The organism is Thiomonas sp. FB-Cd, assembly GCF_000733775.1.
In the GTDB taxonomy this organism is placed as follows: domain Bacteria; phylum Pseudomonadota; class Gammaproteobacteria; order Burkholderiales; family Burkholderiaceae_C; genus Thiomonas_A.
Map to the genome: position 1 here is coordinate 577,717 of NZ_JPOE01000002.1, position 21,494 is coordinate 599,210.

A 21,494-nucleotide genomic window follows, 5' to 3' on the forward strand; every position below is an offset into this window, starting at 1 on the left:
TCTATGCTTGGATATTGAACCGAGGCTCGAAAGAGCGTAGCGATGGAGAACCTTCACCCATGTCCAGTAACGAACACAGTTCCCAATTAGACCAGAACCCCGACACAAAGCCTGAGACGCTCGGACACACGCGTGCTGTGGCCACCAGTCTGCAGCATCCGTCTTATGAGCCGCCTGCCGGGTTCGATGCCGTGCAGCCTGCCACTCACCGTGCCTCGACCGTCATTTTTCCAAGCGTGGCAGCGATGCGCTCGCGCGACTGGCGCCATAAGAACGGGTACACCTACGGTTTACACGGCACCCCGACGACGTTCACTTTGGAGGCCCGATTGGCTGCGATCGAGGGTGCACGGCATTGCATGCTTTGCCCGTCGGGTTTGTCCGCCATCGCTCTGGTCGATCTGGCCCTTGTCGCGCAAGGTGAAGCCGTCATGTTGCCATCCAACGTCTATGGGCCAAGCCGCGAGCTGGCCGAGCGGCTCCTCACCGGATGGGGAATCACCGTACAAATTTACGACCCCCTCGACGTGGTGGCCGCGCGCGCAGCCATCACGCAGCACACACGGCTGATGTGGCTGGAAGCGCCCGGTTCAGTCACAATGGAGATGCCCGACCTCCGTGCCCTGATAAAGCTCGCACGTGAGCATGGTGTCATCACCGCCCTTGACAATACTTGGGCTGCGGGAATTGCGCTCAAGCCGTTTGATCTTGGCGTTGACATCGCCATGCAGGCGCTCACGAAATATCAGTCTGGTGGAGCTGATGTGCTGATGGGCGCCGTGATGACCCGAGGCGACGCGCTGCACGAAAGGCTTCTTTATGCCCATATGCGCCTTGGCCTGGGCGTGGGCGGTGACGACGCAAGCCTCATATTGCGTGGCTTACACAGCCTGGCTCTGCGTTACGGCGCGCACGATGCGTCTGCGCGACGCATCGCTGCCTGGCTGCAGACCCGTCCCGAGGTTCAGACCGTACTCCACCCGGCCTTGCCGGGCAGTCCTGGACATGCCAACTGGGTGCGCGACTGTAGCGCTGCAGCCGGCCTGTTTAGTTTCACGTTCAGACCTTGGGTGAATGCGGCGCAGGTTGACGCCTTCGTTGACGCGCTGCGGCTGTTCAAAATCGGCTATTCCTGGGGCGGCCCGCTCAGCCTGGTGGTGCCCTACGATATGGGCGCCACGCGCGGCGACGCATGGGCTCACGGGAGCCCCTTGGTGCGTCTGAGCATCGGCTTGGAGGATCCGGACGACTTAATCGCAGATATCGCGCAGGCCATACGCGCGTGTCTCCGCTAACGGCGCGGTGCCGCCGCTCAATATCGAAAAGGGAAACGCCATGGGATTACGCTCCATCGTGTTCATTGTGTTGTTTATCCTGGTGGCGGCCTTCGCCGCGCTCAACTGGGGGGCGTTCACTGCGACAACGACGCTTTCGCTGGGCTTTGGCGCCGTGCAAGCGCCGTTGGGCTTGGTCATGCTGGCGTTTAGTGCCGCCGTCGCGCTCGTTTTTTTCGCCTTCGCCATTTACGTCCAGACCGCTGCTTTGCTGGAGAGCCGCAAGCAGATGAAGGAGTTGCAGGTCCAACGCGAGTTGGCCGAGAAGGCTGAGAGTTCCCGAATCACGCAGCTGCAGCAGAGCCTGGAAGCTGGTTTCAACCGCTTGGCCGGGCTGCTCGAAGCGTACAAGGCGGAACTCACGGCCCACATGGACAGCCTGGAACAGACACAGGCCCAGCACATTACTGAAACGGGCAACGGGTTGTCCGCAGCAATTGGCGAGTTAGACGAACGTCTCACGAGCCACAGAGGCACCTAAGGGGGATCATGCCTCGAACAGAGGCAGAACTCCATCGAGTCCGCAGTATGTCAGAGCCACGGCTGCTGCATCCTGCACAGCCGGTTTGGCGTGGTAGGCCACGCTCAAGCCTGCAGCATTCATCATGGCGAGATCATTGGCTCCATCGCCAACGGCGATGGCTTGTGTTGGAAGGCAACCGATGCTGGCGCACGTGTCGAGCAGAGCGCGGCGCTTGCCGTGGGCGTCAACAACGGGACCCACCAGATGGCCCGAGAGTTTGCCACCGAGGATCTCAAGGGTGTTGGCCGCCACAAAATCCAGCCCAAGTCTGTCTTTCAGCCTTTCGGTGAACCAGGTAAAACCGCCGGTGGCCAGCAGCACTTTCAGACCGGCTTGCTTGGCTTCGGCAATTAGCGCTTCTGCGCCGGGGTTCAGTCGCATACGGGCGTACACCGATTGCAGAACGCTTTCAGGAGTCCCGGCCAAGAGGGCTAGGCGGCGGCGCAGACTTTCGGCATAGTCGGTAATTTCGCCCCGCATGGCGGCCTCGGTGATTTCCGCGATCTGCGCTTTCTTGCCGCCAGCCTCTCCCAGTTCGTCGATGGTCTCCATTGCCACCAGGGTGGAATCCATGTCCAGTGCCAGCAGTTTGAAATCGGCCAGCCGCATCGAAGCAGGAACGATGGCCCAATCCAGGCTGTGCTCGAGTGCAACACGCGGCATCAGGGCGCGCACCACGTGTGGGTCCACGGCGATCGACCGCAGGCGCACGGCCTGCAGCCCCCAGTCACCTTGCGCGCTTGGCAGCTTTTCCAATCCGCAGGGCTGAACGCGTTCGGCAATCGTGGCAACGAGGTCAGCATTCAGGGTGGCGGGGGCGGCAACTTGCAGGACAAGGTGGTGCATGATCAAAGGTCGAGAGTAAAAGGTGGGATCGGGGGTGCTGGACGATGCGTGGCCTAAAACAAAACCGGACGGAGCGTAATTCAGAGCGCGAGAACCTCGCCGCGAGGCTCACCGAGCAATCCCAGGGTTTCGCGTACCAAGCGGGCGCGGGCAGCCCCGTCTTTGGCATCGCGCTCAATGCGCAGCCTATCGTTGCCAGCCAAACGCACATGTCGGTGATTCTGCACGAGCCAGATGATGCGCGCACTGTCCACGGGCGGATTCGGGCGGAACTGAAGTAGAGTCTGCGTCTCGGCCGCGTCCACCTTTTGCACGCCGTAACGCGCGGCCAGGAGGCGCAGGCGGTGTGTCTCCAACAGGTTGAGCGCCGCAGCGGGCATGCGGCCAAACCGGTCGATGACCTCCTCTGCTACCTCCTGCAATTGGGCGTCGCTGCCGGCGCTTGCCAAGCGCTTATACAGGTTGAGGCGGGCATGGACGTCAGGACAATAGTCCTCGGGTAGCAAGGCGGGCTCGTGGAGATTGATTTCGGTGGTCACGCCCAGGGGGTGCAGCAGGTCCGGCTCGCGACCGGCCTTGAGTGCCTTGACGGCAGCGCCAAGCATGTCCACGTACATCTGGTAGCCAATGTCCTGCACGTTTCCCGACTGTGCTTCGCCGAGCGCCTCGCCGGCCCCGCGAATTTCCAGGTCATGCATGGCAAGGTAAAAACCTGAGCCCAGTTCCTCCATCTGCGTGATCGCGTCAAGCCGCTGCTGCGCCGCTTTGGACAGCGACTGCACGTCCGGTACCAGGAGGTACGCATAGGCTTGGTGGTGCGAGCGGCCCACGCGCCCGCGCAGCTGGTGCAATTGGGCAAGGCCGAACTTGTCGGCCCGGCTCATCACGATGGTGTTTGCCGTAGGCACGTCAATGCCTGTTTCGATGATGGTCGAACAAAGCAGAAGGTTGAATCGCTGGGCGTGGAAGTCGCGCATCACGCGTTCGAGCTCGCGTTCGTGCATCTGACCGTGGGCGATTTCGATGCGGGCCTCGGGTACGAGTTCAGCCAGCATCTCGCGCCGGCGCAAGATGCTCTCCACTTCGTTGTGCAGAAAGTACACTTGCCCGCCGCGCTTGATCTCGCGCAGGATGGCTTCGCGGATTACGGCGCGGCTTTCATTGCGCACGAAAGTCTTGATGGCCAGGCGTTTCTGCGGGGCGGTGGCAATCACAGACAGGTCGCGCAGGCCTTCCATCGCCATGCCCAAGGTGCGTGGAATTGGCGTTGCCGTGAGTGTGAGCATGTCCACCTCGGCGCGCAGCGCCTTCAGCGCCTCCTTATGGCGTACCCCGAAGCGGTGCTCCTCGTCGACGATGACCAGTCCCAGGCGCTGGAATTTGACGTCGGCTGACAGCAGCTTGTGGGTGCCGATCACGATATCGACCGTTCCTGCAGCCAGGCCCTCCAGTGATGCCTTGACCTCCTTTGCCGAGCGAAAGCGTGAGAGCTCGGCGATCTTCACGGGCCAATCCGCAAAGCGATTACGGAATGTTTCCACGTGCTGCTCGGCCAGCAGTGTCGTTGGGGCAAGCACGGCCACCTGCGTGCCGCCCATCACTGCGATGAAGGCGGCACGCAACGCGACCTCCGTTTTGCCAAAGCCCACATCGCCGCACACCAGGCGGTCCATGGGTTTGGGCGCAATCATGTCCTGAACCACGGCGTGGATGGCCGCACGCTGATCGGGCGTTTCCTCGAAACCGAAGCCAGCGGCGAAGGCCTCATAATCCTGGGCGGAAAAGTGGAATCCGTGTCCGGGGCGCGCAGCCCGGCGCGCATAAATGTTGAGCAGTTCCGCTGCCGTGTCACGGATCTGCTCGGCAGCCTTGCGGCGCGCCTTATCCCACTGCCCTGAGCCGAGCGTATGCAGCGGGGCATTGTCGGGATCCACGCCGCTATAACGAGCGATCAGGTGCAGCTGGGCCACTGGCACGTACAACGAGGCATCCTGCGCATAGCGCAGATGCAAAAACTCGGCCGGGCCGTCACCCAAGTCCAGGGAGACCAGTCCCTGGTAACGGCCGATCCCATGCTGCTGGTGGACAACAGGGTCGCCGGGCTTGAGTTCGGACAGATCCCTGACCAGGTTTTCCACGGCACTGGCACGCTCCTGCTTGCGGTGCTTTCTCTGGCTCGGTGAAAGAGCAAACAGCTCGGTCTCGGTAAGCAGGCCTATGCCAGCGGCGGGAAGCGCGAAACCCGTGGCCAGCGGGGCTACGGCCAGGCCAAATGCGGTGTCGGCAGAGGTAAACGACGCCCAGTCATCGACGATTTGCGGGGTCAATTGCGATGCGCGCAACAGCTCAAGCAGGGTCTCGCGGCGTCCAGCCGATTCGGCGCACAGCAGCACGCGCAGCGGCGCATGCGCATCGCGGCCGCCGGCGTCGAGCCAGCCCTGCAGGCGCCTTAGGGGCTTATCACTTCGCCGTTCGACCGAAAGGTCGGGCAGGGCTTGCGCGGCCAGCGCGTGCTGCGGACCGGCTGGCGCAGACGCATTCGGATCGCTCGTCGCTTCGGCCTTGATCGGCACGAGCGCAGGGGCCGCTTGTGTGACCTCCGTCGCTCCTTCAACTGCATGTTCGGCAAGCGGCGCCTGTCGCAGGCCCAGTTGGACCAGCGGCTTGATGCTCAGAAAGAACTCCTCTTCGCTCATGTACAGCTGAGCAGGCGGAAGAGCGGGGCGCTCGGGGTCATGGCGTAGCAGCCGCCAGCGCTCGCTCGTGTCGGCCCAGAACTGGCGCATCGCCCCGGCCACGTCGCCCACGAGTACCACGCCCCCATGTGGCCCCGCATAGTCCAGCAGGGTTTCAGTGTGTTCGAAGAACAGCGGGAGGTAATACTCGATTCCTGGGCCAGCCACGCCGCTACCCATGTCCTTGTATAATGGGCTGCGGCTGGGGTCGCCCTCGATGCGCTCGCGCCATTGCGCGCGAAAGCGCTGGCGGGCTGCGTCGTCCAGCGGGAATTCGCGGCCCGGAAGCATGCGCACCGCGTCGACCGTGTAAAGGCTTCGCTGGCTGTCCGGGTCGAACGTGTGGATGGATTCCACCGTGTCGCCGAACAGGTCCACACGCAGGGGCAGGGCGCTACCCATCGGGTGCAGATCGAGAAGGCCACCGCGCACCGCATACTCGCCTGGCGCGACCACTTGCGTGACGTGCGCATAGCCAGCCAGCACCAGTTGGGCACGAAGCGCGGCCTCGTCCAGTCGCTGGCCCTTTTGGAAGTGAAACGTGTGTGAAGCCAGGAAGGACGCTGGCGGCAAGCGCTGCAAGGCCGTTGCGGCCGGCACCAGAACAAGGTCCAGTGCCTGCTGATGCAGTGTCCAAAGCGTGGCCAACCGTTCCGAAACGAGGTCCTGATGCGGCGAGAATGCATCGTAGGGAAGTGTTTCCCAGTCCGGAAGCACACCAGCGCGCAAACTCGGGGCGAACCAGCCAATTTCCGCTAACAGGCGTTGGGCGTCGGCAGGATCGGCAGTGATGACAACCCAGGGCCCGCAACCGATTGAGGATGGCGCGTTGGCCTTTGCCAATTCGGCCAGCAGGAGTGCATCGCTGCTTCCTGGCGGGCGGGGCAGCCACAGTCGGTTTCCTGGCTTTAGCGCCGGCAGGCCTGGGGCGAGAAAAAGGGTTTGCGCAATGGAATCTTGGGACATGCCTAGAATTTTCGCAGGTGCGGCTTGTTGCCGTGGCAAAGTGATCCGATGTCCATGCATGTCCTCATTCCAAGCGCAGGTGCAGGTTCGCGCCTTCCTGGTGACGCGCCCAAGCAGTACCGCCGGGTGGCAGGTGCGCCCATCGTGGCGCATGCGGTGAGCGCGTTCCTCGCGTGCCCCAGGGTGACGGATATCACTGTGGTCGTACAGCCAGGCGATGTGCTGGCCCATGCGGTGTTGCCAGCGCACCCTCGCTTGCGCGTTGCGGAGGCAGGCGGTGTCACGCGCGCGCAAACCGTGATTCAGGGACTTCAGTGGCTGCGGGCTCGCGGGGTGGATGCGAAGGAGTGGGCGCTGGTGCACGATGCTGCGCGCTGCTGTGTCACGCCTGACGCCATTGAAAGGTTGATGGATGCGTGCGAGCATGACACCGTGGGCGGGCTTCTGGCGGTGCCGCTGGCTGATACGCTGAAGCGGGCAGCGCTCGGTTCCATTGGGCGCGCGCGGCACGTTGCGACGACGGTGCCCCGCGAGGGGCTGTGGCTGGCACAGACGCCGCAGATGTTTCGTATCGGTACGTTGCTCCAGGCGCTGGAGCGAAGCGATCTGGCACAGATTACGGATGAGGCCTCGGCTGTGGAGCAGATGGGCCTGAGCCCGCTGCTGGTTGCCGGCAGCAGCAGCAACTTCAAGGTCACCTATGCCGAGGACCTGTTGCTGGCCGAAGCGATACTGCTGGCTCGCAGCGCACCGGCACCAACGGAGTGCAAGCATGGATGAATTGCGCATGGAGTGGCGGGTGGGGCAGGGCGAAGACATCCACGCGCTGGTGCCTGGCAGGCGCCTCATGTTGGGAGGCGTGGAGGTTGTGCACCATAGTGGCCTCCTGGGCCATTCGGATGCCGATGCGCTCCTGCACGCCATCATCGACGCCCTGCTTGGAGCAGCCGGGCTGGGTGACATCGGTACGTACTTCCCCGACACCGACGCGCGTTGGAAAGGTGCCAACTCGGGCGATTTGGTGCGCGAGACCGTGAAAGCCATTCGCGCTCAGGGCTGGCAAATCATGAATGTGGACAGCACCGTTTGCGCGCAGGCGCCAAGGCTCGCTCCATACCGCGAGCCCATGCGAAACGCCATCGCCCAGCTGTTGGGTGTCGCACTGCAGCAGGTCAACATCAAGGCCAAGACAGCCGAGCGCCTGGGTTTCGTCGGGCGCCAAGAGGGCATCGCCACCAGCGCCGTTTGTCTGCTGCAGCGCCAAGTGACGTGAGGCAGTTCTGACAGGGCGCGGTGGACTCCGTCCAATTGCGGCGAAGCATGCCGCTTGTCCGTGATGCGGTGCCGCATTACACTTATGCCTTTCGACGGTCTTTCCCGCTGGTGGTAGCGTTCGGAGCATTCCTGAACATGCCGTTCCCCAGCTAACCCGCAGATCGCGCGACAGAGTCTCAAGAGCAGGCCACAAGCCTGACTGGAGAGGAACCAACGGTTTTTCGTTAGAGAAAATCATCGAGGTGAGATTATGGATATTTCAAGCGCGGAATTGAAATCGGCTGCTACGGCGGCCTCTCAGCAAACGTCACACAAATCTTCGAGCGGCACCGCTGAAATTACGGGTGCCGAAATTGTCGTCCGCTGCCTGCAGCGCGAAGGTGTCAAGCACATCTGGGGCTATCCTGGCGGTGCAGTGCTCTACATCTACGACGAAATCTACAAGCAGAACACCATCCAGCACGTGCTCGTGCGTCACGAGCAGGGCGCTGTGCACGCAGCTGATGGGTACGCGCGTGCGACTGGAGAGGTCGGCGTCGCGCTCGTGACGTCCGGTCCGGGAGCGACCAATGCCATCACGGGCATTGCCACCGCTTACATGGACTCGATTCCCATGGTGATCATCACCGGTCAGGTTCCCACTCATGCCATTGGGCTTGATGCTTTCCAGGAATGTGACACAGTGGGTATCACACGTCCGATCGTCAAACATAATTTCCTGGTCAAGGATGTGAAAGATCTGGCGCTGACGATCAAGAAGGCGTTTCATATCGCGCGCAGTGGCCGTCCGGGCCCGGTCGTGGTGGACGTGCCCAAGGATGTGTCGCGCAATGTCGCGCAATTTCACTATCCTGACCATGTGGAGATGCGATCGTATAACCCGGTGCGCAAGGGCCATGGGGGACAGATCCGCAAGGCCGTGCAGTTACTCATGCACGCCAAGCGTCCCTATCTCTATAGCGGCGGCGGAGTGGTTTTGGCTAATGCCTCGGGGCAGCTGCGCCGACTCGCGGAGTTGCTCGGATTGCCTTGCACCAACACGTTGATGGGTCTGGGCGCAATCGCGGCATCCGACCCCAAATTCCTGGGCATGCTGGGCATGCATGGCACGTATGAGGCGAATATGGCCATGCAACATAGCGACGTCGTCCTCGCAGTGGGTGCGCGATTCGATGATCGCGTAATCGGCAACCCCAAGGATTTTGCGCAGATCGAACGCAAGATCATTCATATCGACATTGACCCGTCTTCCATCTCCAAACGGGTGAAGGTGGATATTCCCATCGTGGGCGATGTGGGCGAAGTGCTCACGGAACTCATTGAGCAAATCGAACAGCAAAGGGCCGAGGGCCACAAACAGGATATGGCGGCCCTTGCCACGTGGTGGGGCCAGATCGAGGAGTGGCGCAAGCGCGACTGTCTGCACTATGAGAAGTCCGATCGCGTGATCAAGCCGCAGTTTGTCATTGAGACCCTTTACGAGTTGACCAAGGACCGCGAAACCTATGTCTGCTCGGACGTTGGCCAGCACCAGATGTGGGCCGCGCAGCACTACCACTTCGACCATCCTCGTCGCTGGATCAACTCCGGCGGCTTGGGCACGATGGGCGTCGGCCTACCGTACGCAATGGGTATCAAGTTGGCCAAGCCCGATGCAGAGTGCGTGGTGATCACGGGTGATGGCTCGATTCAGATGAATATCCAGGAGCTTGCCACCTGCTTGCAGTACGAGACACCTGTCAAAGTCCTGTTGCTCAACAACCGCTATCTGGGCATGGTGAGGCAGTGGCAGGAAATCGAATATTCCGGTCGGTATTCGCATTCCTACATGGATTCGCTGCCTGACTTTGTCAAGTTGGCCGAGGCCTACGGGCATGTGGGTGTGCGTGTGGACAAGCCCGAAGACGTCCGCCCGGCACTGGAAAGGGCCTTCGCGATGAAGGATCGCACGGTATTCATCGACTTTGCCGTGGATCCCACAGAGAACGTGTGGCCAATGGTCCAAGCTGGCAAGGGCATCACCAACATGCTGCTGGGAGCAGAAGACCTCTGAAGCATGCGTCGTCTGCGCACATCGCCCGAAGGGCCCACACGGCCGGCGCGACGCGATGTGTGCGGTCTCAGGCACGGTCCCATCGGCTTTATTCCTCCACCATCACCACTCGAGAGCCAGGCGCTGCTTACCGGCCGCGCGCGAAGCCCGAGGCGGGAGATTGCATATGAAACACATCATCGCTGTCCTACTCGAAAACGAACCCGGCGCCCTTTCACGAGTGGTCGACCTGTTCGCCGCGCGCGGCTACAACATCGAATCGCTTTCGGTGGCGCCCACCGAAGATGACTCGCTTTCGCGCATGACAATCGTCACGCGTGGCTCGGACGAGGTGATTGAGCAGATCACCAAACATCTCAACCGGTTGATCGATGTCGTCAAGGTGGTTGACCTCACCGAGGCCAATTACGTCGAGCGTGAACTCATGATCATCAAGCTGCGCGCGGTGGGCAAGGAGCGCGAGGAGATGAAGCGCATGGCCGATATCTTCCGTGGCCGCATCATCGACGTCACGGATAAGACTTACACGGTCGAACTCACGGGCGACGCGCCGAAGCTTGACGCTTTTATCCAGGCTGTGGAACGCACTGCCATTCTGGAGACTGTACGCACTGGCGCAAGCGGCATAAGCCGTGGTGAGCGCGTGCTTCGAGTCTGAAGCGATTTTTCCATCAGGGCGGCCCCGCCCGACATTCCCACCGATTTCCAGAAAGGCACCGGGCCGTCCCTGCTTTTTTGGCAGCACATCGGGCGAAAGGTACGTGGGAATGCATCCGTTGATCCTTTCGCCAGGAGGAGCTGAAATGAAAGTGTTTTACGACAAGGATTGCGATCTTTCCCTCATCAAAGGCAAGAAGGTCACCATCATCGGCTATGGCTCGCAAGGGCATGCCCATGCCCAGAACCTCAACGACAGCGGCGTGAAGGTTACCGTTGGCCTGCGCAAGGGCGGTGCGTCTTGGGATAAGGCGAAAAAGGCGGGTCTGACCGTCAAGGACGTGGATGATGCCGTCAAGGGTGCCGACGTCGTGATGATTCTGTTGCCGGATGAGAATATTGCGCAGGTGTATCGCGATCATGTTGAGCCAAACGCGAAAAAGGGGGCAGCGCTGGCCTTCGCGCATGGCTTCAACATTCACTACGGCCAGGTTGCGCCGCGCGCTGATCTTGACGTGATCATGATCGCACCCAAGGCCCCCGGTCACACCGTGCGTAACACGTACACCCAAGGCGGGGGTGTGCCCCACCTGATCGCCGTGGCGCAAAACAAGTCCGGTAAGGCCCGAGACTTGGCCCTGTCGTACGCGATGGCCAATGGCGGCGGGCGAGCAGGCATCATCGAAACCAGCTTCCGCGAAGAGACTGAGACGGATTTGTTCGGCGAACAGGCTGTGCTGTGCGGCGGTACCGTCGAACTTATCAAGGCTGGCTTTGAAACCCTGGTGGAAGCCGGTTATGCACCCGAAATGGCCTACTTTGAGTGCCTGCACGAACTCAAACTCATCGTGGATCTGATCTACGAAGGCGGGATCGGCAATATGAATTATTCAATTTCCAATAACGCGGAATACGGGGAGTATGTGACGGGCCCGAAGGTTGTCACGGACGACACCAAAAATGCCATGCGCCAGACCCTCAAAGATATCCAGACGGGCGAATATGCAAAGAGCTTCATTCTGGAAAACCGCGCTGGCGCTCCGACGCTGATGTCACGCCGTCGCCTGACGGCCGAGCATCCAATCGAGAAGGTGGGCGAGCAACTCCGGGCGATGATGCCTTGGATCAAGGCGAACAAATTGGTCGACAAGTCCAAAAACTGACCGAGAAATCCGACCTCGACGCCCCCGGCGGCAGTGGAGGGGCGCACTGTGCGGCCTTGTGCGCGTTGTCGTACGAGGCCGTTTTTCTTCCGCGACGCGGTGTCAGGCGGACACGCCCGCCACGTCGCCTTAAAGGGTGCGGTTCATTGGCGCGACCTGCCGCCACGCGGTACCGCGCCTGTGATCATCGCCCCGCGACTACACTTCGCCTATGCACTATCCTCATCCTATTCTCGCCCGTGAAGGCTGGCCCTTCATCGCCGGCATCATTTTGGTGTCTGCTCTGGTTTGGGCGGTGGCCGGTTTCTGGTGGTCGCTGCCGCTTTGGTTGATTGCCATATTCGTCATCCAGTTTTTCCGGGATCCGCCGCGGGCCGTACCGCAGGATCCGCTGGCCATTCTGTCTCCGGCAGACGGTCGCATCGTGTCAATCGAGCGTGCCCACGATCCCTATGCTCAGCGCGACGCGTTGAAGATCAGTGTGTTCATGAACGTCTTCAATGTGCACTCGAACCGCGCGCCAGTCAGCGGTACGGTCCGGGCGGTGAACTATTTTCCCGGCAGGTTCTTCAACGCGGATCTGGACAAAGCGTCGCTGGAAAACGAGCGCAATGCGGTCGTGATCCAAAATGACGCGCGCCTCGTCACGGCGGTTCAGGTTGCCGGGCTGATTGCCCGGCGCGTGCTGTGCTATGTCAAACCAGGGGACACCCTGCAGCGTGGCCAGCGGTTCGGGTTCATTCGCTTTGGCTCACGGGTGGACGTGTATTTGCCGTTGGATGCCACTGCACGCGTGTCCATTGGCGAGAAGGTCTACGCGACCACGACCATACTGGCGGCGTTTGCGCCATAAGTACCCGCCTGATTTCGGAGATCTCAGACCATGATTCGCAACGTCACTAGGTTTCCGGATTCCCGCACCGAGGCGCGCGCATCCGGGGGCGGGGCGGTGGACGATGACGTCTCGCTGGACGCGGGCCTTCCCGACCCTAGTGAAGACCTGCAGCGCATGCCGCACCGGCAGCGGCGCGGCATCTACCTCCTGCCCAACTCCTTCACAGCCGCAGCCCTTTTTGGTGGTTTTTACGCGATTGTGATGGCCATGGGGCAGCGTTACGACTTGGCGGCGGTGGCGATATTCGCCGCAATGGTGCTCGACAGCTTGGATGGGCGCGTCGCGCGACTGACCCACACGCAAAGCGAGTTCGGCGCACAATTCGACTCGCTTGCTGACATGGTTTCGTTTGGTGCGGCACCGGCACTGATCATGTATCAGTGGTCGTTGCACGGTCTGGGCAAACTGGGTTGGTTAGCCGCATTTGTCTACTGTGCTGGAGCCGCGTTGCGTCTTGCGCGATTCAACACCAACATCGGTGCGGTCGACAAGAACTACTTTCAGGGCTTGCCCAGCCCTGCTGCCGCAGCTTTAGTCGCCGGCTTTATTTGGATCATGTCGGATGCCGACGTTCGGGGCACGCATGTGCCCTGGGTGGCGTTTGCCATCACAGTGTTTGCCGGCGTGACTATGGTCACCAACGTGCCTTTCTATAGTTTCAAGGCCGTGAGTCTGCGGCGAAGCGTGCCGTTCATCACTCTTTTCCTGATCGTGCTGCTGATCGGCCTGATTGCTTACAAGCCGCCGCTGGTGCTGTTCGGCCTGTTTGTCGTGTACGCGCTGTCGGGTTATGCCGTATATGCGTGGCGCCGCATGAATGGAAAATCAGCCAGCGTGATATCCACGTCAACCGACGAGCCCGACGAGCGGGGGCTGCACCACTGAGCGCGAAAGCATGGCGTCGGCCTCAATGAACCGGCTTGCCATCTCGCCGATCATCATGCTGGGAGCATTCGTGTTGCCGCCGATGAGCCCCGGCATGATGGATGCATCGGCCACGCGAAGGGCCTCGATGCCGCGAACTCGCAAGCATCGGTCTACGACGGCATCGGCGCCTGAACCCATCTTGCAGGTCCCCACGGGGTGATAGATGGTTTCCGCGTTGCGGGCGATGTAGGCATCGAGTTCGGGGTCAGCTTGCACTCCCGGACCTGGTTCAAGCTCGCACGACCCAAACGGCGCCCACGCCGTTGAGGCCAATATGCGTCGGGCAAACTTGAGCCCCGCACGCAATACACCAAGGTCTTTCGGGTGGCTCAGATAGGCAGGATCAATACGCGGGGCCATGCCGGCATCGGGTGATGCGAGCGAGATGCGGCCGCGGCTTTGCGGGCGCAACTGGCAGACATGGAGCGTGTAGCCATACCCCCAGACGAGATCGCGCCCGTGGTTACGCAGCAGTGTGGGCAAAAAGTGAAACTGCACGTCTGGACGGTCGAGATGCGTGTCGGTTCGGGCAAAACCGCCCGCCTCAGCTGCATTGCTGGCCAGCATGCCAGTGCCGTGGTTGCGGTACTCGGCGAATGCCCGCAGCAGGCGGGGAAGGGCGCCAAATCCGACTCCCACCGACGTTGCCGTGCTCTCGCGCGCCATGGTGGTGACGTCGAGGTGGTCTTGCAGGTTGCTTCCCACTGCGGGAAGATCGAAGACGACGGGGATGGCCAGATCCTGAAGATGGCGTCCGGGGCCGACGCCCGAGAGCATGAGCAATTGCGGCGAGTTGACCGCCCCGGCGCACAAAATGACCTCGCGGCGCGCGCGCAATTCACGCTCGTGCCCACGTTCGCGCACGCGTACGCCAGTGGCGCGTCGGTTGTCGATGCGTACTTGGGAGGTCAGGCAGTCCGTGAGAATAGTCAGATTGGGTCGGTGGCGCACTGGATCGAGAAATGCGCGTGCTGCGCTCCAGCGTTTACCCTCGCGCTGTGTGACCTGATAAAGGCCCACGCCCTCCATGCTGGGCCCGTTGAAATCCTCGCAGCGGGGAAGGCCTGCCTGGATGCCTGCTTCGACAAATGTTCTGCTCAGCGGGTTGGGTTGCGCGAGATCGCTCACGTGCAGCGGCCCGTCGGCGCCATGCAGTTCATCGGCCCCTCGCTGCTGGCGTTCATGCAGCTTGAATATGGGGAGAACGTCCTGCCATGCCCAGCCAAGGTTGCCGGCTGCAGCCCAGTCGTCGTAGTCCGATGGATGTCCACGCATGTAGATCATCGCATTGATCGAGCTGCTTCCACCGAGGGTCTTGCCTCGAGGCCAATACAGCTTGCGGTTGCCGAGCGCGGCTTGCGCCGTGGTCTCGTAGTACCAGTTGTAGCGCTTCCCCCGAAGGAGCCGAATGATGCCCATGGGCGTGTCGATCCAGGGCGTGTGGTCAACGGGCCGGCCTCGACCAGGCAAACGCGCGCATCGGCATTTGCGCTAAGCCTGTTGGCAAGCACACAACCGGCCGAGCCAGCCCCCACGATGATGTATTCGAACTCCGACGCATCCGTCATGCCGCCCCTTTGTCAGCCCCATGCAGCGCGGGGCCTTGCTGTGGCAGACATCTTACGCAACGGCGGCGTCCATGCGTCCCCTGTGTTTGTCGGCGCCAGGAGCGCTTCGGCGGGCGATCAAGCGCGCTTAGCCAAACAACTTCTTCGCAATGCTGGCCACGTGCTGTCCCTGATACTTGGCAACGGAAAGTTCGTTGCTGCTCGGCATGCGGCTGCCGTCGGCCTTGCTCAGTGTGGTGGCGCCATAGGGTGTGCCGCCGGTGATTTCGTCCATGTTCATGATCTCGGTACAGGCATAGGGGACCCCTACAACGATCATGCCCTGATGAAACAAGGTGGTGTGGAAGGATGTGATGGTCGTTTCCTGCCCACCGTGCTGGGTGCCCGTGCTCGCGAACACACTGCCGACTTTGCCGACTAACTTGCCTTGTTGCCACAGCCCCCCAGTCTGGTCGAGAAAGTTGCGCATCTGTCCGCACATGTTGCCAAAGCGCGTTGGCGTGCCAAAGATGATCGCGTCATAGTTAGCCAGTTCCTCAGGCTTGGCGAGGGGTGCGCTTTGGTCAACCTTCGCGTGGATGGCTGCCAATGTTTCCGCCGGCATGGTTTCCGGCACCCGCTTGACCGTGACCTCCACGCCAGCGACGCTGCGCGCGCCGTCGGCGATTTCCTGCGCCATGCGCTCGACATGTCCCCACGTGCTGTAGTAAAGAACCAGGACCTTGGCCATGAAAGACTCCTTGCTTGATGGTGGATGGAATGTCTATGATGCATGCGAAAGTTACGAATGAAAAGTAGGTACCCTTTAGTAAGCAATTCATTTCGTAACTGAATCCTTGCCCTTGCATTTATTGGGCCGCATGGGAGTGGCGACACACCCTTCACGTCCCAGGATTAGAGCCCTAAGCCTTGAAGAGGAACCTGGTGATGCGCGATCATTCATCCACCCGATGCCCAATGGACATGCTCCTGCGGTTGCTGACGGGGCCGTGGACGACCTATGTGCTGTGGGTCCTGCGCCGGGATGGGCCTCAGCGCTTCGGGGTTCTCAAGCGCGCCGTGCCAGGTATTTCCTCGCGCCTGCTCACGGAGCGGCTGCGATTGCTCGAGCAGGCGGGGGTGGTCTGTCGCGAGCACAGGTTCACGATCCCGCCTCAAGTCACCTACAGCCTGACACCACGGGGACAGCAGCTCGTTCCCGTTCTGGATGCACTTGACGAGATTGCCCGCAGGTGGAGTCTTGAACATGTGCCCGCGCATTCCCCTTCCTCGCCCGGCCCGACGCGCAGCGTCGCATAGGCGAAGCCGTCCGGGCAGGAGGGGGTCAAGCGGGCGGTTTTCGCTTGTTGTTCCTCGCGAGGCTGGATAAAATACCAGCATGCAACGGCGCAAAGTCACGCTCAAGCTGTATCCCAATGCCGCGCAGATGGCGCGGCTGGAGGCGTGGACGCGGCTGCACTGCGAGTTGTACAACGCGGCACTGGAAGAGCGCATCGACGCCTGGCGCAAGGCCGGCAAGTCGATCAGCTACTACGACCAGCAAAACGTCCTGCCACAGATCAAGGCCGATCGGCCTGAGTTCGTGGAGCTCGGCAGCCATGCCTTGCAGCAGACGCTGCGGCGTCTGGATCTCGCCTTCCAGTCGTTCTTTCGCCGGGTCAAAGCTGGTCAAACGCCCGGATTTCCGCGGTTCAAGTCCGCGAAGCGGTTCTCGGGTTTTACCTATCCCGATCCCGCTGGCTGGAAGCTCATGCAGCACGGCGGCCGTGGTACCACGCTTCGGTTGGGCAGCGGCGATGCGGCCCTGTCCATCCGGGCACGCGGGCGTCACCGCTTCGGGGTTGAGGCCAAACCCAACGACATCACGCTCACGCGCAGGAACGGTCAGTGGTTTGTATCGGTGACGCTGCGCGTGCCCGACGCGGCCTGTGCGCGTGAGCGCACGGGCGATCAGCGCCGTGGGGTGGACTTCGGCGTCACCGACTGGGCGACGTTCGACGATGGACGGACCATCGACAACCCGCGCTGGCTGCGCGTCGATCTACCGAAGCTGGCGGCGCTGCAGCGGCAGCGCGCCAGGAAGAAGAAGGGATCGCTGCGCTTCAAGCGTATCGGGCGTCGCATCGCGCGGCTGCATGACCGCATCGCCAATCTGCGCCGTGACTTCGTGCACAAGAAAACGACCTGCATGGTCCAGTCCTGCGCCGTCCTGGCGACTGAGCAATTGGCCCCGAAGAACATGAGCCGCAGCGCGAAGGGCACGGTGGAAGCACCGGGCCGTCGCGTGCAGCAGAAGGCCGGACTCAACCGCGAGATCCGCTCGGCTGCGTTCGGCATGGCGCATCCGATGCTGGCGTACAAAGCGGAAGAAGCTGGTACGCGACTGCATCTGAGCCATACGCGCCAACTCAAACCGTCGCAGCGGTGCTCCGCCTGTTGGGAGATCGTGCCCAAGACGCTGAGCCAACGCATGCATGTGTGCCCGCACTGCGGGCACACAGCCCCGCGCGACCAGAACAGCGCAATGGTGGTTCTCATCGACGCGCACAACACGCAGGACACGCCTGGGACGGGCGTGGCGGCGAGACCCAAACCTCGGCCACGGCAACGTGGCAAGTCCAAGTTCTTGACCCGCGAAACCCCCACTACAGCGCCGTCAGGCGCTTAGTGGCGGGAGAGTTCATGACGAACGCAGGCAGACTCCGCCCAACGGGCGCATTGGCCGCGAGACTGCCGCGGCTTCGGGGTAAGTTCTTGGCCTTTGCAAATGCCCGATCAGGGTTCAGGGATACCGTCGATCTGTGATCAGGTCAAGCGGAACGGCTTGTGCCATGGCGGCGTAGCCAGCGTCGTTCGGGTGCACATGGTCGCCGCTGTCATAGCGTGCTCGCAATCGAGTCGGTCTGGCGCGGTCGCGCAAAGCGGCGTCAAAATCGATCACACCGTCGAATGCTGCGCTGCTGCGTATCCAAGCATTCACCTGTTGGCGGATCGCTTCACGTTGTGGTGGCAGACCAGCCGGGGTGATGGTGCCGCCGTAGATGGTGATCCCGCGGTGATGCGCCTGCGCGATCAAGTCGCGATAGCCGGCGATCAGTTCCGCTGCATTCACTTTTCGATGCGGGGTGTCGCAATCCAGACCGGCGTGTGGGGGCACGTAACCGAAGTTGATGTCATTGATGCCGATGAGCACGATCACCTTCTGGACATTGGGCAGATCCAGCGCATCTCTGGCAAACCGGCGCACGAGCTTTTCGCCATAGCAAGGCGAGTCGTGCAGAAGTCGGCCGCCGCTGATGCCCGCGTCAAGCACAGCAACATCATGCAGGCCTGCAGCGCGCAAGCGCCGGGATAAGTCGTCGGGCCAGCGCCTGTTGGCATTCAGCGTGGAGCGCATACCGTCGGTGATCGAATCTCCAATGGCCACCACGGCCGATGCCCTTCGTGTGACGTGGGCATCGACACCATCAAGCCACACATAGGCGGTGAATCGCCGCGCAAAGGACGTACCAGCCGCATCCATCGTGTGGTCACCTGTAGCCGAGATGAAATTCACTTGACTGGCGAGCTTGTGCCAGGTTGCCGGCGCAACGACTTCGGGTATGTAAATACTCACAGCGAGTGGCTCGCCCGCGTGAATGGGTAGATGCACGCTGTCGCTGACGAGCGCACCGCCAGGCGGGACGGATGCGCTCTCCTGGCCGTCGAAGCGAGCCGTGTGCAGGCTGTCCTTGCGCACTTGGGCGCCGCGTAACGCAATCCCCACGGTGACTTTGCCGAGATGCACAGCTTGCTTGCCATACTCGTTGCTGATGCGCAGGCGAAGAGCTTCACCCGATACGCTGGGTACGACGATTTGGCGTACCGTTTCATTGTTGATCGCCGGAGCGCGGTTGAAGGCTGGCGTGGCGGGGCCCTGAGCAACTGCCTGGGGTGCCATTGTCCAGGACGCGACCCAATGCCGCTCCTCATTGACCGTCGCAGGCGTACTGAACGCAAGTTGCGTCGCAAAAGCGACGAGCAACAGCAGGGCAAAGCGAGGGACAGTCATCGTGGGGAAGCCGGGCTTCGGCCGAGTATTGCTTTTACAAGGGGAGGCTGATTCTAGGTTGGCGCGCGGCGAGCCGTTTGACGATGTCATAGCCCGTGTCCAATGCTCCCCAGGAAAAAAGGGGACGACCGGTGCGCCTTGGGATGGCTATGGCGAATCCCCGGTGATTGGTGATCTGCCTGGGCGGATTTGAGGCGCGCCTCGCTTCGGGGCGCAGGCGCTCATCCGGCTGCTCGAGGCAGGTCAGCCCAATAAAGCGGACAAATGCGGTGCGAGCAGGACCATGAGAATTCCGGAAAAGACCATGGTCAGGCTTGCCACAGCGCCAATCTCACTGTCGAGCTCGTAAGCCTTCGCCGTGCCTGCAGCGTGTGCCGACGCACCCAGGGAAGCGCCCCGCGATATGTTCGAGCGTAGACCCAGCCAAGCCTGCACGGCTTCGCCAACCAGCATGCCGAAAAGGCCAGTGGCAAGGACACAAAGCACGGTGATGTCGGGTGATCCCCCAAAGTATCCCGAGGCAACGATGGCAAATGGCGTGGATACCGACCGCGGTAGAAGACTTCGAGCGATCTCGGGGGGGAGCGCCAAGAGATGGCCGAGCGCCCAGGAGCTTAGGAGTCCCAGGCACAGACCGGCGAGTATGCCCACCATTAACGTCACGGGGTAACGTTGCAAAAGGCTCCGACGCTGGTAGATCGGGTAGGCATAGGCAACCGTTGCTGGTCCAAGCATCCAAAGTAGCCAGTGAGTGTCGCGCGCGTAGACAGCGTAAGACGATCCGCTGATCAAGAGGAGAACAAGCAGCACAGCAGGTGCAACCAAGAGGGGGGACAGCCATGCCCGCCGGTGCCGGCGGTACAGCCACTTTGCGCCAGCGTAGCTCAGCAGCGTAGCCAGCAGATACAGCGATCCTGATGCGGCGCTCACGACTTGGCCCCCCTTCGCGCGGTAATCCCATGTAGCCGTGAACGTTCCCATCGAAGTGTCCGCTCCACAATTAACCCTGTACCCACCATCACGGTCAGGCACCCCAACACGATCGCAGCAAGAATTTGCAGCCCGTGACTAGCTAACAGGCTTCTGAACTGGATGATGGCCATCAGCGGCGGGATAAAAAACAGAAGCATGTCTCCCAACAACCAATTGGCCCCGGCGGCGATGTGATGCGCAGGCACCACCCCGGCCAGCAATAGTGCGACCACGAAAAATAGCCCAACCACGGCTGCGGGCACGGGCAAGTGGTAGACCGTGACGAATCGCTGAGCGACCAGCCAGATGGCCACGAAAAACAAGGCCTGTATTGCCCCCTTCAATGGGTTCAGCATGATGAAGATCTTTTTGGCGACGTTGTTCGAAAGGTTAGCTTTTGTGTGTCATGTCATGAATGCTGATTTATGATGGAATCCATTCCAAAAAGGAATTCTTGAGACATGGATTTCCGTGCGCTGCAAGCCTTTGTCGCTGTTGTCAGGGCGGGAGGATTCACCGCCGCCGCCGATAGCCTGCGAACGACGCAGCCAACGGTCAGCAAGCTGGTCCGGCAACTGGAAGACGAGATGGGACAGCAGCTGCTTCAGCGCAACAGCAGGCAGTCCCGACTGACTGACGCAGGCCGGATCGTCTTTCTGCACGCTGAAGCATTACTGCTTTCAGCGGCCAACATTAACGCCGAACTGGCCGATCTCAAGGAGGCGCGCCGGGGCGAGCTTCGCATTGGGGTCCCACCGCTCGGCCCCCATCTTTTCGTGCCGCTGATCAGGGCGTACAAACTCCGGCACCCCGAGATCGAACTGAAATTTTTCGAGGACGGGTCTAGGGCGATCGAAGCGGAATTAATCGAAGGGAAACTGGAGCTCGGGGGTTTGCTCGCGCCACTGGACGAATCGCGCTTTGATCACGTCATGCTCATCGACGACAGACTGGCGCTTTTGGCGCCAACGCGCTCCCGCTGGGTGCGTTTCGATACGGTGCGATTGTCGGAGCTTGCGCAGGAACCATTGATCATGTTTCTCGAGCCCTACATGCTCAACGAGCGCATTGAGGGCGCCTGTCGGCAGTGCGGGTTCACGCCGAAAATTGCGGGACGCAGTGGACAAATCAGCTTCATCCATGAACTGGTGCGCAGCGGTGTTGGCGTTGCGCTGCTCCCCAAGTCCGAGCTTCAGAGCCTTGGACCCGGAGAGTTTGCCGTGTCGGCGCTGGTCGATCCGGAAATTCCATGGCGCATCGATCTGGCTTGGCTCAGGGGGGGCTATCTCTCCCAAGCGGCCCGCAGATGGCTTGACCTCATCCGTGATAAGCAGCCGATGATCGCGACCCACGCGCACGGCTGAGTCGGGCTCACCCGCTTTCAATCTCGTGGAACATTCGTCTGGCAGGAGCCACGGCGCGTGCCCCGATGGGGGTTGCGATAGACGCTGGAGGCGCCCAACACGGTGCTGACTCGGCAGTAATTTTCTGGACCGACGAAAGACAACGGGGCGATGTTTGTGTCCGTT

At 61.4% G+C, this 21,494-nt stretch carries 19 protein-coding genes and 1 pseudogene; 12 read left to right on the top strand and 8 right to left on the bottom strand.

The window, feature by feature from the left end:
• The first annotated feature begins 59 nt into the window (after positions 1-59).
• Both CD04_RS0102790 and CD04_RS0102795 read left to right on the top strand, forming a co-directional pair.
• Complete coding sequence (locus CD04_RS0102790) at positions 60-1,295, top strand: cystathionine beta-lyase (RefSeq protein ID WP_038167448.1); 1,236 nt, start codon at positions 60-62, stop codon at positions 1,293-1,295.
• Between the two features lie 40 nt (positions 1,296-1,335).
• The gene (locus tag CD04_RS0102795) at positions 1,336-1,815 is read left to right on the top strand and encodes a LapA family protein (protein WP_031404282.1); all 480 of its coding nucleotides are present in this window, start codon (positions 1,336-1,338) and stop codon (positions 1,813-1,815) included.
• A gap of 6 nt (positions 1,816-1,821) precedes the next feature.
• Here the strand turns inward: CD04_RS0102795 and serB are convergent, their stop codons facing one another.
• Both serB and mfd read right to left on the bottom strand, forming a co-directional pair.
• Positions 1,822-2,709: a phosphoserine phosphatase SerB gene (serB, locus tag CD04_RS0102800; RefSeq protein WP_231480440.1), complete on the bottom strand. Its 888-nt coding sequence runs from the start codon at positions 2,707-2,709 to the stop codon at positions 1,822-1,824.
• 74 nt (positions 2,710-2,783) lie between these two features.
• Positions 2,784-6,404 carry a transcription-repair coupling factor gene (mfd, locus tag CD04_RS0102805; RefSeq protein WP_051848873.1) on the bottom strand — a complete coding sequence of 1,207 codons (3,621 nt, stop codon included), beginning with the start codon at positions 6,402-6,404 and terminating at the stop codon, positions 2,784-2,786.
• A 54-nt stretch (positions 6,405-6,458) separates the two neighbouring features.
• Between mfd and ispD the strand changes: the two genes are divergently transcribed.
• From ispD to pssA, 7 genes are all read left to right on the top strand, one after another.
• Positions 6,459-7,184 carry a 2-C-methyl-D-erythritol 4-phosphate cytidylyltransferase gene (gene ispD / locus CD04_RS0102810; RefSeq protein WP_081857955.1) on the top strand — a complete coding sequence of 242 codons (726 nt, stop codon included), beginning with the start codon at positions 6,459-6,461 and terminating at the stop codon, positions 7,182-7,184.
• Entirely contained in the window at positions 7,177-7,677 is a 501-nt protein-coding gene (gene ispF, locus CD04_RS0102815; protein WP_081857765.1) for a 2-C-methyl-D-erythritol 2,4-cyclodiphosphate synthase, read from the top strand. Before ispD ends, ispF begins: the two co-directional genes overlap by 8 nt.
• Before the next feature lie 252 nt (positions 7,678-7,929).
• A complete protein-coding gene (locus CD04_RS0102820) occupies positions 7,930-9,732 on the top strand; it encodes an acetolactate synthase 3 catalytic subunit (RefSeq protein ID WP_031404287.1) in 1,803 nt (600 codons plus the stop codon).
• Positions 9,733-9,898: 166 nt separating this feature from the next.
• Positions 9,899-10,390 (top strand): acetolactate synthase small subunit, encoded by a 492-nt coding sequence (ilvN, locus tag CD04_RS0102825; protein ID WP_031404288.1) that lies wholly within the window; start codon positions 9,899-9,901, stop codon positions 10,388-10,390.
• 145 nt (positions 10,391-10,535) lie between these two features.
• The gene (ilvC, locus tag CD04_RS0102830; RefSeq protein ID WP_031404289.1) at positions 10,536-11,552 is read left to right on the top strand and encodes a ketol-acid reductoisomerase; all 1,017 of its coding nucleotides are present in this window, start codon (positions 10,536-10,538) and stop codon (positions 11,550-11,552) included.
• A 211-nt stretch (positions 11,553-11,763) separates the two neighbouring features.
• Positions 11,764-12,405, top strand: a complete 642-nt coding sequence (locus tag CD04_RS0102835) for a phosphatidylserine decarboxylase (protein ID WP_031404290.1) — start codon at positions 11,764-11,766, stop codon at positions 12,403-12,405.
• A 156-nt stretch (positions 12,406-12,561) separates the two neighbouring features.
• A complete protein-coding gene (gene pssA, locus CD04_RS0102840; RefSeq protein WP_051849200.1) occupies positions 12,562-13,332 on the top strand; it encodes a CDP-diacylglycerol--serine O-phosphatidyltransferase in 771 nt (256 codons plus the stop codon).
• Here pssA and CD04_RS21305 read toward each other — a convergent pair.
• From CD04_RS21305 to wrbA, 3 genes and pseudogenes are all read right to left on the bottom strand, one after another.
• Positions 13,294-14,793 carry a GMC family oxidoreductase gene (locus tag CD04_RS21305; protein ID WP_369792770.1) on the bottom strand — a complete coding sequence of 500 codons (1,500 nt, stop codon included), beginning with the start codon at positions 14,791-14,793 and terminating at the stop codon, positions 13,294-13,296. The two genes, pssA and CD04_RS21305, sit on opposite strands and share 39 nt — an antisense overlap.
• A gap of 44 nt (positions 14,794-14,837) precedes the next feature.
• Positions 14,838-14,942, bottom strand: a pseudogene (locus CD04_RS25145) (hypothetical protein); the annotation flags it as partial.
• 127 nt (positions 14,943-15,069) lie between these two features.
• Positions 15,070-15,672, bottom strand: coding sequence for an NAD(P)H:quinone oxidoreductase (wrbA, locus tag CD04_RS0102850; RefSeq protein WP_031404292.1), 603 nt, complete (start codon positions 15,670-15,672; stop codon positions 15,070-15,072).
• 233 nt (positions 15,673-15,905) lie between these two features.
• On the opposite strand from wrbA, the gene CD04_RS0102855 reads away from it, so the two are divergent.
• Positions 15,906-16,241: a helix-turn-helix domain-containing protein gene (locus CD04_RS0102855; RefSeq protein ID WP_197032999.1), complete on the top strand. Its 336-nt coding sequence runs from the start codon at positions 15,906-15,908 to the stop codon at positions 16,239-16,241.
• Positions 16,242-16,320: 79 nt separating this feature from the next.
• Positions 16,321-17,610 (top strand): RNA-guided endonuclease TnpB family protein, encoded by a 1,290-nt coding sequence (locus CD04_RS0102860; protein ID WP_031404294.1) that lies wholly within the window; start codon positions 16,321-16,323, stop codon positions 17,608-17,610.
• A 114-nt stretch (positions 17,611-17,724) separates the two neighbouring features.
• Here the strand turns inward: CD04_RS0102860 and CD04_RS0102865 are convergent, their stop codons facing one another.
• The 3 genes from CD04_RS0102865 to CD04_RS0102875 all read right to left on the bottom strand — a co-directional run bounded on the left by CD04_RS0102865 (position 17,725) and on the right by CD04_RS0102875 (position 20,321).
• Positions 17,725-18,993 carry an SGNH/GDSL hydrolase family protein gene (locus CD04_RS0102865; protein WP_031404295.1) on the bottom strand — a complete coding sequence of 423 codons (1,269 nt, stop codon included), beginning with the start codon at positions 18,991-18,993 and terminating at the stop codon, positions 17,725-17,727.
• 243 nt (positions 18,994-19,236) lie between these two features.
• A complete protein-coding gene (locus tag CD04_RS0102870) occupies positions 19,237-19,923 on the bottom strand; it encodes an LrgB family protein (RefSeq protein WP_031404296.1) in 687 nt (228 codons plus the stop codon).
• Positions 19,920-20,321: a CidA/LrgA family protein gene (locus CD04_RS0102875; protein WP_051848875.1), complete on the bottom strand. Its 402-nt coding sequence runs from the start codon at positions 20,319-20,321 to the stop codon at positions 19,920-19,922. Before CD04_RS0102875 ends, CD04_RS0102870 begins: the two co-directional genes overlap by 4 nt.
• A 105-nt stretch (positions 20,322-20,426) precedes the next feature.
• Here CD04_RS0102875 and CD04_RS0102880 point away from each other — a divergent pair, with 105 nt between their 5' ends.
• Positions 20,427-21,329 carry a LysR family transcriptional regulator gene (locus tag CD04_RS0102880; protein ID WP_031404298.1) on the top strand — a complete coding sequence of 301 codons (903 nt, stop codon included), beginning with the start codon at positions 20,427-20,429 and terminating at the stop codon, positions 21,327-21,329.
• Positions 21,330-21,494: the final 165 nt, after the last annotated feature.